Source organism: Achromobacter spanius, from assembly GCF_002812705.1.
Lineage (GTDB): Bacteria > Pseudomonadota > Gammaproteobacteria > Burkholderiales > Burkholderiaceae_B > Achromobacter > Achromobacter spanius.
This window is the reverse complement of the sequence record NZ_CP025030.1, coordinates 1763214-1776564: the sequence shown is the minus strand read 5'-3', so window position 1 is coordinate 1776564 and position 13351 is coordinate 1763214. Positions and strand designations below refer to the sequence as shown.

The window sequence follows — 13351 nt, the reverse complement described above, 5'->3', positions numbered from 1 at the left end:
ACGGCGCAGGCCGCCGCCCTAGCTGACCAGGCCGCGCTTGGCCAGGTTGGCGTACAAGGCACGCACGCCGAACGTCCACGGCGTGATCTCGGTGGACAAGCGCACCTCGTTGACCAACGCCCCGATGCGCTCGGAGGCGATCTGCACGCGGTCACCCAGTTTGTGCGTGAAGCCCGTGCCCGGACCCTTGCGGTCCTGGCTGGGCGAGAACATCGTGCCCAAAAACAGCATGAAGCCGTCGGGATACTGGTGATGCGCGCCAAACGCCTGGCGCACCAGGTCTTGCGGGTCGCGGCTGATTTCGCGCATGTAGCTCACGCCATCCAATTGGAAGCCGTCGGTGCCGTCGATGCGCAGCGAGACGTCGGCCTGGCGCACGCTGTCCAGATCGAAGTCGCCGTCGAACAGGCGTATGAAGGGGCCGATGGCGCAAGAGCCGTTGTTGTCCTTGGCCTTGGTCAACAGCAAGGCGCTGCGGCCTTCGATGTCGCGCAGGTTGACGTCGTTGCCCAGCGTGGCGCCCACGATTTCGCCACGGCTGTCCACGGCCAGCACGATCTCGGGCTCCGGGTTGTTCCATTGCGATTCGGGCAGCACGCCGATCTGCGCGCCGAATCCCACGGAAGCCATCGGCGGCGTCTTGGAGAAGATCTCGGCGTCGGGCCCGATGCCCACTTCCAGGTATTGCGACCACTGGCCGCGTTCGACCAATTCCGCTTTCAGCTTGGCCGCCTGGTCCGAACCCGGCCGCAAGCGCGACAGATCCGAGCCGATCAAGGCCTGCATCCGCACGCGGATCTCGTCGGCGCGGCTGGCGTCACCACCCGCCTCTTCTTCGATCATCCGCTCCAGCAGGCTGATGGCGAAGGTGACGCCGGCGGCCTTGATGGGTTGCAGGTCGCAAGGGGCCAAGAGGCGTACCCCACCCTGGTTTTGCAAGGTGGCGTCCATCAAGGCGCGCACGTCGCCCAACGATTCCCCCTTGGCGCTTTTCGCCAGCGCCACGCGGTCAGGGCGGTCAAGCAGGTCTGAAACGGTGGGGGCCACGGCCGTGATGTCGATGACCTCGCCGTTGCGCACCACCACCACGCTGGGACCATCGATGGGCGCCGGGCGCCACACCCGGCCAACCAGCAGCGCACCCGCCAGATCGACGGGCAATGAGTTTTCTTGGTTCATGAGTCTCCACGCCTTATGCCTTGTCGGCGGCATTCCAATTGGGAGTCATGAGTCTAGAAGAAGGCCGTTATGATGTCCAACATAGTGAATAATCGTCCAATATATTGGAAACAAGCGCATTGGAAACAAACTCGGTGACCAAGGAATACGATGTGCCCGCCATCCGGCGCACCCACGACATCCTGCGCGTGCTGGCCAGCCGCCGCACGCCGGTCAAGGCGGCCGAATTGGCGCAGTCGTGTCAGCTTGCCAAGAGCACGCTGTACCTGCTGCTGGACTGCCTGGAGCACCGCCGCTGGATCGAACGCAAGGACGGCGGCTACATCATCGGCATTGAATTGATGTCGCTGGGCTTCGCCTACCTGCGCCACGACGGTTTGCAAGCGGCCTTCCACGAGGCGGCCAGCGCCTTCGTGTCCCGCTGCAACGAGGTCGTGCAACTGGCGGCGCTGGACGGGTTCGACGTGGTCTACATTGCGCGCGAAGACGCCCGGCGCCCGGTGCGGCTGGTCTCGGAACTGGGCATGCGGCTGCCGGCCCACGCCTGCGCCTTGGGCAAGGCCCTGCTGGCCAGCCTTGACCCAGACGCCTTGGCCGCGTGCGTGCCCGATACGCTGTCGCGCGTGACCGAGCGCACCTTGGCCACGCGCCAGGCGCTGTACGAAGAACTGGAACGGGTCCGCCAAACGGGCCTGGGCCAGGACCAGGAAGAAGTGGCCACGGGCCTGATCTGCTACGCCGCCTATGTGGGCGTGACGCCGCTGGGCAAGCGGGTGGCGGTCAGCACGTCTATCCCTACCGACCGGCTGGACGACGCCCACCGGCGCGACGTGATGGAAGGCATTCGCCAGGTGGCTCGCCACGTCGCGCTGCGGGTGCTTCCGCCGGCCTGAAGCGCGCGCGCCACACCTAAGCCCTTAGCCCACAACGGCTTTTTGACTTTTGAAAAGCCCCACGCTAATATTGCAGATTCGGTCAGCAATGCCCGAATTACGTCGGTTGTTCGCGTAAACCCTTTGGACATTTGGCTAAAGCATCAGCCAGATACTTGGGCCCACTTCCTTCTTGCCAGATTCTGGCGCCTAGACAGGAATCCAGCCTTTCCGAAGTGGCACCCCGCCCAGCAGGGCGGCCCGCGCGAATGAACCCATTTACCTATTTAAGGAACACCCCATGTACGCGGTCGTAAAAACCGGTGGCAAGCAGTATCGCGTTGCCGCTGGCGAAAAACTCAAGATAGAACAGATACCGGCAGACATTGGGCAAGAAATCACCCTGGACCAAGTGCTGTCCGTGGGCGAAGGCGACCAACTCAAAGTTGGCACGCCCCTCGTCTCCGGCGCTGTGGTCAAGGCAACGGTTCTTGCGCAAGGCCGCCACGACAAGGTCAAGATCTTCAAGATGCGCCGTCGCAAGCACTATCAGAAGCGTCAGGGCCACCGTCAGAACTACACCGAAATCCGCATCGAAGCCATCACGGCTTAAGACGCGACTCGGTACCACTTAGCAGGAGCTAAACATGGCACAGAAAAAGGGCGGCGGCTCTACGCGAAACGGACGCGACTCAGAATCAAAGCGTCTGGGCGTCAAGACTTTCGGCGGTGAACTGATTCCCGCTGGTTCGATCATCGTGCGTCAGCGCGGTACGCGCTTCCACGCTGGCGTGAACGTCGGCATGGGCAAGGACCACACCCTGTACGCGCTGATCGACGGCAAGGTTCAATTCGGCTTCAAGGGCGCATTGAACAAGCAAACCGTTTCGATCGTCGCTGCCGAGTAATCGGACAAGCACGTCAGTAACGCGGTTCGCCGCGTTCTCGAACGGCAAAAGCCCTGTCGCATGCGGCAGGGCTTTTTTGTTTTAAGCTTTTTTGTTCTCAGGCAATTGGCGAGTAAAGTTTCCAATGCCACCTGGCAGCACCCCATGGCGGGCGGCTGTCCTTATTACCCACTACACGCGCAAACACCATGAAATTCGTAGACGAAGCCACCATTGAAGTGGTCGCCGGCAAAGGCGGCAATGGCGTGGCGAGCTTTCGCCGCGAAAAGTTCATCCCCAAAGGGGGCCCGGACGGCGGCGACGGCGGCCGCGGCGGCACCATCTATGCCGTTGCCGATCGCAACATCAACACGCTGATCGACTTCCGCTACGCGCGCCTGCATCGCGCCAAGGGCGGCGAAAACGGCCGCGGCTCGGACCAGTACGGCGCAGCCGCCCCGGACATCACCTTGCGCGTGCCCGTGGGCACGGTCATCCATGACGCCGAAACCGGCGAAGTCCTGTTCGACATGGACACGCATGAGCAGAAAGTCGTGCTGGCCGCCGGCGGCCAGGGCGGCATGGGCAACATCCACTTCAAGTCCAGCTTGAACCGCGCGCCGCGCCAGTGGACGCCCGGCAAGGAAGGCGAACACCGCTACCTGCGCATGGAACTGAAGGTGCTGGCGGACGTGGGCCTGCTGGGCCTGCCCAACGCCGGCAAGTCGACGCTGATCACCCGCATCTCGAATGCGAAGCCGAAGATCGCCGACTACCCGTTCACCACGCTGCACCCCAACCTGGGCGTCGTGCGTACGTCGCCGTCGCGCAGCTTCGTCGTGGCCGACATTCCCGGCCTGATCGAAGGCGCGTCCGAAGGCGCCGGCCTGGGCCACCTGTTCCTGCGCCACCTGGCGCGTACCCGCGTGCTGCTGCATCTGGTGGACGTGTCCACGCCCGATCCCGACGCGGATCCGGTCGAGCAAGCCGTGATCGACGCGCGCGCCATTGTTGAAGAACTGCGCCGCTACGACCAGGAACTGGCCGACAAGCCGCGCTGGCTGGTCCTGAACAAGCTGGACATGGTGCCCGACCCCGAAGACACCAAGCGCCGCTTCCTGGAACTGTATGACTGGAAGGGCCCTGTGTTCGCCATTTCCGGCCTGACGGGCGAAGGCACGCAAGACTTGCTGTACGCGCTGCAAGACTACCTGGACGCCGAGCGCGAAAAGGAACACCTGTCGAGCGACCAGGCGGACGGCACCTATGTGGCGCCGGACCCCCGCTTTGACGACACGCGATCCGACGCCGACAAGCCGGCCGCGCCGCGCGGCGGTGACGAATAAGCCATAATCGCAGTCCTTTCGATTACGTCTTTTTTCGCCGCAGCCGGCGCCTACCATGTCTGCTGAAACACCCGCCGTTTCCGTCGTCACCCACGCCCAGCGCCTGGTCGCCAAAGTCGGCTCGTCGCTGGTCACCAACGAAGGCCGAGGCCTGGACCGCGCCGCCGTGGCGCATTGGGCCTCGCAGATCGCCGCCCTGCACAAGCAGGGCAAGCAGATCGTGCTGGTCTCCAGCGGCGCCATTGCCGAAGGCATGGCGCGGCTGGGCTGGCGCAAGCGCCCTTCCGTCATGCACGAACTGCAAGCCGCGGCCGCCGTGGGCCAGATGGGCCTGTGCCAAGCCTACGAAGCGGCCTTCGCCGAATACGGCCTGCGCACCGCGCAGATTCTGCTGACCCACGAAGACCTGGCCGACCGCCACCGCTACCTGAACGCCCGCAGCACGCTGTTTGCGCTGCTGCGGCTGGGCGTGGTGCCGATCGTGAACGAGAACGACACGGTCGTCACCGACGAAATCCGCCTGGGCGACAACGACACGCTGGGCGCGCTCGTCACCAACCTGATCGAAGCCGACACGCTGATCATCCTGACCGATCAGCGCGGCCTGTACGACTCCGACCCTCGCAAGAACCCCGGCGCCACCTTCATGTCGCATGCGCAAGCGGGCGACCCTGCCCTGGAAGCCATGGCGGGCGGCGCGGGCAGCGGCATCGGCACGGGCGGCATGCTGACCAAGGTGCTGGCGGCCAAGCGCGCGGCGCACAGCGGCGCGCACACCATCATCGCCTCGGGCCACGAGCGCAACGTGCTGACGCGGCTGGCGCATGGCGAATGCATCGGCAGCGAGCTGCGCGCGGTGCTGCCCGTGTGGTCCGCCCGCAAGCAATGGCTGGCCGACCACCTGCGGCTGCGTGGGCGCGTGGTGCTGGACGACGGCGCCGTGCAAGCACTGATGCGCGAAGGCAAGAGCCTCTTGCCCATCGGCGTGACCGACGTGGAAGGCGAGTTCGGCCGTGGCGATGTGGTGGCCTGCGTAGACAGCCAGGGCCGCGAATGCGCCCGTGGCCTGATCAACTATTCGTCGGTGGATACCCGGCGCATCCTGCGCCAGCCCTCGTCGCAAATCGCCCGCATCCTGGGCAGCATGACCGAACCCGAGCTCATGCATCGGGACAACCTGGTGGTGCTCTAGTCGCGCGGTTCCTGGGGCGGGCTGTGCTGCAGCAGGATGTAGCCCCAGCCGCGCACGGCCAGCACCGGCAGGTCAATGTCAAAGCGGCGCGCCTTGGTGCGCAGCCGCGATACCAGCACATCCACGCTGCGAGCCCCCTCCCTGGGGTTGCAAGGGAAAAAGCGGTCGCGCCGCAGGCATTGCCCGGGCGCTCTCAACAAACGGATAAAAAAGTCCCGTTCGGTCAGCGTCAATGGCAGCCGTTCGCCTGCGGGTCCTGACAGCACCCGTTTGTCCAGGCGCCAGGCTGGCCCATCGGTGGACGGCGGCAACAGCCGGCGCCGCACGTTGCGCAGCAGCGCATCCCATTCCTCGGGTTCCATGCGGGCCGAACTATAGAAATGCACACCGGCCTCAAGGGCCTCGACCCGTTCGCGCGCCGATGCCGCCGCCGACTGCCACACCACCGCCGCATCCGGCGCCGCTCGGCGCAACGCCGCAATCAGCTTCGGGACCTCGGCGCCCTGCCCACGCAACACCATTGCGTCGACATGATCCGTGCGCAGCCGTTCCAGAAGCTCATCGACTGACTCACACGCGCTGACTTGCCATTGAAAATCCTGCAATGCAGCGACAAAATGATTGCTCGCCATTTCATCAAGTTGCACGACGAACACGTTGCCTCGTTCATGCATGTGCGCTCGCCTCCTAAAACTATCACCCAGGTAATGCTTATAACCACCAAAGTAAATCATGAGCAAGCTTCAATCGACGCGTGAAGACATTTTCAGACCGATTGAAGCAAGCCCGTCTTCTGCGTGGTCACACGCAGAAGACGCTCGCTCGTCTTGCGCGAATCTCGCAAAGTGCAATCGCCAGTTACGAAAGCGGGCTGCGGCATTCCAGCCGCTCCGTCCGTAAGCTTGCGCAGATTCTGAAGATTGAGCTGGAATGGCTGGAGACCGGCAAGGGTCCCATGGAAATGCCCATGGAAGGCTACGACCTGTCCGACACCTTGCCGCCCGTGGGCGTGGCCGAAACCATGCCCCGCGTGGCGCGACGGCCGCGTCCACAAGCGCCCTGGCCATTTCCCAACATTGCCCCGTCGCAGTTCGACGGCCTGACCATCGACGACCGCGCCATGCTCGAAGCGCTGACGCTGACCTTCATTGAAACAGCGCAGGCGCGCCGCACCGTCAAACCGCGCGGCCGCAAGATAGGCTGACCGCTTTAGCGCAACACTAGTCGCTCAACCCATTACCGGCAGGCAAAAAAATATCCGCACCCTAGGGTGCGGATTTTTTTTGCTTATGCGCTGAAAGATCAGGGCTTGGGCGCGGGCGCCGTACCACCCGTGGCCGGGGCCGACGCCGGTGCAGGCGGAGCATCGCCACGAATCTTGGCGGCAATGGCGGAAGCCGCTTGGGCCGATGCCACACCGAAGGCCAGCACGCCACGGTTGAGCGGTTCGGCGATGCTCGGGGCGGCAACGAGTTCCTGGTCAATCACCAAAGCCAAACGATTGCCGACGTTCTTCGTGCTGATTTCGGTCAGCTTGCGAGCGCCGGCTTCCGAGAAGCGCAGGCCCACGAAATTCTGGCCCTGGCGGTCGACCAAGGCAGCGGCGTCGGTGAGATCGGCGCGCGTCAGCACGGGGACTTCCTGCAGATAGAGTTTGCCGTCGGGCAGCGCGATTTCACGCAGGCCCGGGCCAGGTTGCTGGTGAGCCAGATAGAAGTCCACCGACGAGGCGGCGGCGGGTTGGGTCGTTTGTTGGCCGGCATCGGGCGTGGTTGCCGCGCCAGGCGATTTGGTCGGAGCGGTTTTGCAACCCGCCAGCGCCAACGTCACGACAACCAGGGCGGGCGCCAATTTGCGTAGGGTCAGTTGCATGCTCGATTCCTTCTTCTAAGTTAGCTATGCCCAGCGAACAATAAGGCCCGCCGGGCGTTTGGTTGGAAAAAGTGTACAGAACCTGAATGACGGTGTCGCCGCAGACTGAATCCAAATGTAAAGCAGTAATACCAGCTCTCTAAGACGAGCGTTGTACGAATGATCTTATGCAGACCAAGCATTAGTTGCACCGCGTCGCGACGTGCACGGGCTGGGCGCGCTCTATACTTCGCTTTCGCGCAGGGGTACTCGTTCCGCCTTTTGGGGTGGAACGTGTTGAGAGAGTCCCTTCGTACCAGTACGGATAATGCCGATGCTGGGAGCCGTATTTCCGCCTTGCGTCGCTGCACGCCTGGGGGAAGTCCATTCCCGATCGGCTCCAACCACTCGCTTGGAGCTTTCCATGAACGCCAATCCCAAATTCCTGGCCGCTACCGCCGAAGTCGACGCGGCGGCCGTCGCACCGTTGCCCAAATCGCGCCGCGTGTATGAGACGGGCTCGCGCCCCGACATCCGCGTACCGTTTCGCGAGATCGAGCAGGACGACACGCCGACCATGTTCGGCGGGGAAAAGAACCCCCCGTTGACGGTCTACGACTGCAGCGGTCCCTACACCGACCCCGACGTCAAGATCGATATCCGCCGCGGCTTGCCCGCGCTGCGCCGCGCCTGGATTGAAGAACGCGGCGACACGGAAGTGTTGGCCGGACCCACCAGTGAATACGGCAAAGAACGCCTGACCGACCCCAAGCTGACGGCGATGCGCTTTGACCTGCAACGCCCGCCGCGCCGCGCCAAGGCGGGCGCCAACGTGTCGCAGATGCACTATGCGCGCCGCGGCATCATCACGCCCGAAATGGAATACGTGGCCATCCGCGAAAGCCTGCGTCGCGAGCACTATCTGCAAACGCTGCGCGACAGCGGTCCCGATGGCGAAAAGATGGTCAAGCGCCTGCTGCGCCAGCACCCGGGCCAGTCGTTCGGCGCGTCCATTCCGGCGGCGATCACGCCGGAATTCGTGCGTGATGAAATCGCGCGCGGCCGCGCCATCATCCCGGCCAACATCAATCACCCCGAAGTCGAGCCCATGGCGATCGGGCGCAACTTCCTGGTGAAGATCAACGCCAACATCGGCAACTCGGCCGTGAGTTCGGGCATTGGCGAAGAAGTGGAAAAGATGACCTGGGCGATCCGCTGGGGTGGCGACACGGTGATGGATCTGTCCACCGGCAAGCACATCCACGAAACGCGCGAGTGGATCATCCGCAATTCGCCCGTGCCGATTGGCACGGTGCCGATATACCAGGCGCTGGAAAAAGTGGATGGCAAGGCCGAAGACCTGACGTGGGAAATTTTCCGCGACACGCTGATCGAGCAGGCCGAGCAAGGCGTGGACTATTTCACGATCCATGCGGGCGTGCGCCTGCCGTTCATTCCGATGACTGCCGACCGCATGACGGGCATCGTGTCGCGCGGCGGTTCGATCATGGCCAAATGGTGTCTGGCGCATCACAAGGAGAGCTTCCTGTACGAGCGCTTCGAAGACATCTGCGACATCATGAAGGCCTATGACGTGAGCTTCTCGCTGGGCGACGGGCTGCGTCCGGGTTCGGGCTACGACGCCAACGATGAAGCGCAGTTCGCGGAATTGAAGACGCTGGGCGAGCTGACACAGGTGGCATGGAAGCACGATGTGCAGGTCATGATCGAAGGCCCGGGCCATGTGCCGATGCAGATGATCAAGGAAAACATGGAGCTGCAGCTTGAACACTGCCACGAGGCGCCGTTCTACACGCTGGGGCCGCTGACCACCGACATCGCGCCCGGCTATGACCACATCACATCCGGCATCGGCGCGGCGCTGATCGGCTGGTACGGCACCGCGATGCTTTGCTACGTGACGCCCAAAGAGCACTTGGGCTTGCCGAACAAGAAGGACGTGAAGGACGGCATCATCACGTACAAGATCGCGGCACATGCGGCGGATTTGGCCAAGGGACACCCGGGCGCGGCGATTCGCGACAACGCCTTGTCAAAGGCGCGGTTCGAGTTCCGCTGGGACGATCAGTTCAACCTGGGCCTGGACCCGGACACCGCGAAGGAATTCCACGACGAAACGCTGCCGAAGGATTCGATGAAGGTCGCGCATTTTTGTTCGATGTGCGGCCCGCATTTCTGCAGCATGAAGATCACGCAGGATGTGCGCGATTACGCGGCGGCACAAGGCGTCAGCGAGAAAGACGCCTTGCAGAAGGGCATGCAGGAGAAGTCGGTGGAATTCGTCAAGAAGGGCGCCGAGGTTTATCACCGGCAGTAGATGGGTTGCGCGCGTAGGGCACCATCGTTCCAGCCAGCGCCCTGCCGCGCTCCACCCATCCTACGTAGGATGGGTGCAGCGCGTCACAATCCGCATAAAAACACCACCCCACGCCGCGCGAAACCCATCACATTCATCACCCGTAGGATGGGTGCAGCGCGCCACAATCCGCATAAAAACACCACCCCACGCCGCGCGAAACCCATCAAGCAGAACGCGCAGGCCCATCACCCACTACAGCAACTTCCCCGGATTCATGATCCCCGCCGGGTCCATCACCTTCTTGATCTCTCGCATCAACCGCAGCTCCACCGCGTCCTTGCTGTGTAAAAAATGGTCGCGCTTGAGCTGCCCGATGCCGTGTTCAGCAGAAATACTTCCGCCATAGCGGTTCACCTCGTCCAGCACCGCATCGGTGATGGCCGCCCCGTTCACCGCCACCCAGTCGCGCGCAGCGCCTGCCGGGCGGGACAGGTTGTAGTGCAAATTGCCATCTCCGAAATGCCCGAAGATGAACGGCCGGATATCGGGGTATAGCGCCCGCACGCGCGCCTCGGCGGACACCATGAATTCCGGGATGCGCTCAATAGGCAGCGACACGTCGTGCTTCAAATGCGGACCGTCGGCGCGCTGCGCCTCGGAGATTTCCTCGCGCAGCTTCCACAAGGTCTGCAACTGCGCCATCGACGTAGACACCGCGGCGTCCAGGCACAGACCGCGTTCCAGCGCCGTGCCGATCACATTTTCCAGCAGCGTCGTCAGGCCGGCCTCGTCCGCCGTGTCGGCAAGCTCCACTAGCACATACGCGGGATAGCGTTGGTCGAACGGCTCTTGCACGCCTTCGGCATGCGTCAGCACCAAGTCCAGACAATCACCCGAGAAGTACTCAAACGCCTGCAGGCGCGCGCCGCACTGCTCGAACAGAATCTCAAACAACTGCAAGGCCTGCGCGGGCGATTCAACAGCCGTCAGCACCACCGAACGCACGTCCGTGCGCGGAAAGAGGCGCAAGGCCACCGCCGTGATCACGCCCAAAGTGCCTTCCGAACCGATCAGCAACTGCTTCAGGTCGTAGCCCGTGTTGTCTTTGCGCAGCGTGCGCAAGCCGTTGAAGATTTCGCCGGTGGGCAGCACGGCTTCCAGGCCCAGCACCAGCTCGCGCGCCATGCCGTAACGCACCACGTTCACGCCGCCGGCATTGGTGGCGACGTTGCCGCCGATCTGGCTGGAGTCTTCCGCTGCCAGGCTCAGCGGCAGCAAGCGCCCCGCATCCTGCGCGGCGCGGCGCAGGTTGCCCAGGATGGCGCCCGCCTCGGCGACCATGGTGTTGGCCACCGTATCAATCGAGCGCACGGCGTTCATGCGGTCCAGGCTCAACACCACGTTTCGGGACCCGGCGTCGGGCGTTGCGCCGCCGCACAGCCCGGTATTGCCGCCGCGCGGCACCACGGGCACGCCCTCTTGCTGGCACAACGCCAGGCAGGCGGCGACGTCCGCCGTGGTGCGCGGACGCACGACCGCCTGCGCGTGGCCGTTGTACAAGCCGCGCCAGTCAGACAACCAGGGCGCGATGTCCGCCTCGGCGGTGTAGACGGTGTCGGGACCCAGGGCTTGAACCAGGCGTTGCGTGAAGTCGGATGCGGTCATGATGTGGGCGTGCCTGCGGGAAAAAGGTGATCGAGTTGCAGGCGGTTGGCCGCCTGCTGCAGATGGCGCACCGCCGCCTGGCGGGCGCGGTCGGGATTACGGGCGCGGATGGCTTCAAACACCGCCACATGTTCCTGATGCACGGCGGCGCTCAGGCCGTCGTGCAGGCGGCTGTTCGCGCGAGCGGTGCTGACGGCCAGGCGCAGCTGCCGGTTCAGGTACTGCAGCAGGTCCTGATAGCTGCGGTTGTGCGTGGCGGCGGCAATCGCGACGTGAAACGAGACGTCGTGCTCTACGCCTTGCTCGGGATGTTCAAGATGGGTTTCCAGCAACGCCAGGGCTTGCGCCATGGCATTCAGGTCGGCGGCATTGCGCCGCAAGGCCGCCAGCGCCGCCGCGCCCCCTTCCAGTTCCATCCGCAATTCATAGAGGTTGGCCAGCAGTTCGCGGTTGACCGCGACCCCGCTCGACACCTGGAAACCTTGGCCCCCCGTGCGTGACACGACGGTGCTGCCCGAGCCCTGGCGGCTTTGGATCAGCCCTTGCGCGCGCAGGCGCTCGGTGACCTCGCGGATCACGGCGGCGCTCACGCCATATTGCTCGGCCAGCACACGGCCAGGGGGAAGCTTGGCGCCCACGGCGTGTACGCCGTCGGCAATATCCGCGGCGATCCGGTGCGCGACTTGTTCGGTCAGGGTCAGGCTTTTGGTCAACATGGGCGGATTATAGATAACTTTTCAGGTTATCTGATAAGTTTGAGAAAAAAATTCCCAGCTGATCAGGGTCCACGCGGGGCCGCAGCGCATAGCGTGCTCAAGCCATAGCGTTCTCAGGCCGTGGCGGGTTCGCTGCTGCTGCCCGCGACTGGCTCCGGCTGCCCCTCCGCCTCACCGTTATCCACTTCGCAGCAGCGCCCTCCTCTTGCCTTGGCGCGATACAGCGCGGCGTCGGCGGAATCGAGGGCCGCCTGGGGGCTGCGGTTGGTGGCCGAAATAATCGAAATGCCGATCGACAGCCCGACAATTACCCGCGTGCCATCCGCCAGCGCAATGGGCTGCAAGGCGTCCAGCAGCAGATGTTCGCCCAGGCGCCGGGCGGACGTGGCATCGATACCCGTCACCAGCACGATGAATTCATCGCCCCCGATCCGCGCCGCCACGTCGTCCACCCGCAACATGGCGCGCATGCGCTGGGCAATCGTCACCAATACCTGGTCGCCCGCAGCATGGCCGTAGGTGTCGTTGATGCGCTTGAAATCATCCATGTCCATGTAAAGCAGCGCGGCATCGCTATCCTGCCCGCGCGCGCTGGCGCAGACGCGCTCAAGCGCCACCTGCAAGCCGGTACGGTTGGCCAGCCCGGTCAGCGCGTCTTCGTTGGCGCGGCGCTTGCTGGCCCGCTCGGCCACCATGGTCGACACCAGGATGCGGTTCAACCGGTGCGAAGCGATGGTCATGCTGGCCAGGTAGAACGGGATCTGGATGAAGACGATGGCGGTGACGTATTCGCCCGTGAACAAGGCGCCCAGGCACATGGGGCCCAGGCTCAGGAAGATCATGACCGCAACCAGGCGCGGCGCGCCGTAGTTGCGAAAGCAGATACCGCCGGCCATGGCCCCGCAGGAGACCCCCGCCAGGGTTGCCGCCAGCCAATCGCCGTTGAGGAAGGTGATGAAAACGCCATACCCCACGCTGAAGGCCCAACCCAGCGCCAGCAAGATATACAGGTCAGTGTGGGTGTTGCCGCCCTTGGGCGCGGCGCGCAAGGCCGCGCGCAGGACCGTGACGCGGACAATGGCCAGCACCACCTCCAGCAGCAGCCACGACACGTACAAAGGCTCGGGGCGCCGCCAGGCGACCACGCCGGAAATCATGAGTGTGTTGATGACGCCGCCCGCAAAAATGGGCAGCGTGCCGAATAGGCTGGCAATCAGCGCCGCCCGGATGTCTGCGGGGGTATCCGGCCCCGAATGGGTCAGCCAGCGCGTCAGGCGCCACTTGGGCAAGCTGAACTTCAGTCCTGTATCCACGCGGTCACGT

General features: G+C 63.9%; 13 protein-coding genes. 7 read left to right on the top strand and 6 right to left on the bottom strand.

Annotated elements, in window-relative coordinates:
• Positions 1 to 18: 18 nt before the first annotated feature.
• A complete protein-coding gene (locus tag CVS48_RS08095; RefSeq protein ID WP_100853992.1) occupies positions 19 to 1179 on the bottom strand; it encodes a fumarylacetoacetate hydrolase family protein in 1161 nt (386 codons plus the stop codon).
• 134 nt (positions 1180 to 1313) lie between these two features.
• Between CVS48_RS08095 and CVS48_RS08090 the strand changes: the two genes are divergently transcribed.
• From CVS48_RS08090 to proB, 5 genes are all read left to right on the top strand, one after another.
• Positions 1314 to 2072 carry an IclR family transcriptional regulator gene (locus tag CVS48_RS08090; RefSeq protein ID WP_100857558.1) on the top strand — a complete coding sequence of 253 codons (759 nt, stop codon included), beginning with the start codon at positions 1314 to 1316 and terminating at the stop codon, positions 2070 to 2072.
• Positions 2073 to 2352: 280 nt separating this feature from the next.
• Positions 2353 to 2664 (top strand): 50S ribosomal protein L21, encoded by a 312-nt coding sequence (gene rplU / locus CVS48_RS08085; protein ID WP_006216228.1) that lies wholly within the window; start codon positions 2353 to 2355, stop codon positions 2662 to 2664.
• Between the two features lie 34 nt (positions 2665 to 2698).
• Positions 2699 to 2959 carry a 50S ribosomal protein L27 gene (gene rpmA / locus CVS48_RS08080; protein WP_050445798.1) on the top strand — a complete coding sequence of 87 codons (261 nt, stop codon included), beginning with the start codon at positions 2699 to 2701 and terminating at the stop codon, positions 2957 to 2959.
• Between the two features lie 188 nt (positions 2960 to 3147).
• The gene (obgE, locus tag CVS48_RS08075) at positions 3148 to 4284 is read left to right on the top strand and encodes a GTPase ObgE (protein ID WP_100853991.1); all 1137 of its coding nucleotides are present in this window, start codon (positions 3148 to 3150) and stop codon (positions 4282 to 4284) included.
• Between the two features lie 55 nt (positions 4285 to 4339).
• Positions 4340 to 5476: a glutamate 5-kinase gene (proB, locus tag CVS48_RS08070; protein WP_100853990.1), complete on the top strand. Its 1137-nt coding sequence runs from the start codon at positions 4340 to 4342 to the stop codon at positions 5474 to 5476.
• On the opposite strand, the gene CVS48_RS08065 is transcribed toward proB, so the two are convergent.
• A complete protein-coding gene (locus tag CVS48_RS08065; protein ID WP_242001402.1) occupies positions 5473 to 6210 on the bottom strand; it encodes a response regulator transcription factor in 738 nt (245 codons plus the stop codon). The two genes, proB and CVS48_RS08065, sit on opposite strands and share 4 nt — an antisense overlap.
• Before the next feature lie 41 nt (positions 6211 to 6251).
• Here CVS48_RS08065 and CVS48_RS08060 point away from each other — a divergent pair, with 41 nt between their 5' ends.
• Positions 6252 to 6680 carry a helix-turn-helix domain-containing protein gene (locus tag CVS48_RS08060; RefSeq protein WP_100853988.1) on the top strand — a complete coding sequence of 143 codons (429 nt, stop codon included), beginning with the start codon at positions 6252 to 6254 and terminating at the stop codon, positions 6678 to 6680.
• Positions 6681 to 6778: 98 nt separating this feature from the next.
• Here CVS48_RS08060 and CVS48_RS08055 read toward each other — a convergent pair whose 3' ends face one another.
• A complete protein-coding gene (locus CVS48_RS08055; protein WP_100853987.1) occupies positions 6779 to 7348 on the bottom strand; it encodes a SecDF P1 head subdomain-containing protein in 570 nt (189 codons plus the stop codon).
• Positions 7349 to 7751: 403 nt separating this feature from the next.
• On the opposite strand from CVS48_RS08055, the gene thiC reads away from it, so the two are divergent.
• A complete protein-coding gene (gene thiC, locus CVS48_RS08050) occupies positions 7752 to 9665 on the top strand; it encodes a phosphomethylpyrimidine synthase ThiC (RefSeq protein ID WP_100853986.1) in 1914 nt (637 codons plus the stop codon).
• 234 nt (positions 9666 to 9899) lie between these two features.
• Here thiC and CVS48_RS08045 read toward each other — a convergent pair whose 3' ends face one another.
• From CVS48_RS08045 to CVS48_RS08035, 3 genes are all read right to left on the bottom strand, one after another.
• Positions 9900 to 11312: an FAD-binding oxidoreductase gene (locus CVS48_RS08045; RefSeq protein WP_100853985.1), complete on the bottom strand. Its 1413-nt coding sequence runs from the start codon at positions 11310 to 11312 to the stop codon at positions 9900 to 9902.
• Positions 11309 to 12028, bottom strand: a complete 720-nt coding sequence (locus tag CVS48_RS08040; protein ID WP_100853984.1) for a FadR/GntR family transcriptional regulator — start codon at positions 12026 to 12028, stop codon at positions 11309 to 11311. The genes CVS48_RS08045 and CVS48_RS08040 overlap by 4 nt, the downstream gene beginning before the upstream one ends.
• A gap of 113 nt (positions 12029 to 12141) precedes the next feature.
• A complete protein-coding gene (locus tag CVS48_RS08035; RefSeq protein WP_242001342.1) occupies positions 12142 to 13341 on the bottom strand; it encodes a GGDEF domain-containing protein in 1200 nt (399 codons plus the stop codon).
• Between the last annotated feature and the right edge of the window lie 10 nt (positions 13342 to 13351).

Excerpts from the sequence above, each read along its gene's own strand:
- CVS48_RS08095 (WP_100853992.1), bottom strand. The coding sequence starts at position 1,179 with ATGAACCAAGAAAACTCATTGCCCGTCGATCTGGCGGGTGCGCTGCTG.
- rpmA (WP_050445798.1), top strand. The coding sequence starts at position 2,699 with ATGGCACAGAAAAAGGGCGGCGGCTCTACGCGAAACGGACGCGACTCA.
- proB (WP_100853990.1), top strand. The coding sequence starts at position 4,340 with ATGTCTGCTGAAACACCCGCCGTTTCCGTCGTCACCCACGCCCAGCGC.
- CVS48_RS08045 (WP_100853985.1), bottom strand. The coding sequence starts at position 11,312 with ATGACCGCATCCGACTTCACGCAACGCCTGGTTCAAGCCCTGGGTCCC.
- CVS48_RS08065 (WP_242001402.1), bottom strand. The coding sequence starts at position 6,210 with ATGATTTACTTTGGTGGTTATAAGCATTACCTGGGTGATAGTTTTAGG.
- thiC (WP_100853986.1), top strand. The coding sequence starts at position 7,752 with ATGAACGCCAATCCCAAATTCCTGGCCGCTACCGCCGAAGTCGACGCG.
- rplU (WP_006216228.1), top strand. The coding sequence starts at position 2,353 with ATGTACGCGGTCGTAAAAACCGGTGGCAAGCAGTATCGCGTTGCCGCT.
- obgE (WP_100853991.1), top strand. The coding sequence starts at position 3,148 with ATGAAATTCGTAGACGAAGCCACCATTGAAGTGGTCGCCGGCAAAGGC.
- CVS48_RS08055 (WP_100853987.1), bottom strand. The coding sequence starts at position 7,348 with ATGCAACTGACCCTACGCAAATTGGCGCCCGCCCTGGTTGTCGTGACG.
- CVS48_RS08040 (WP_100853984.1), bottom strand. The coding sequence starts at position 12,028 with ATGTTGACCAAAAGCCTGACCCTGACCGAACAAGTCGCGCACCGGATC.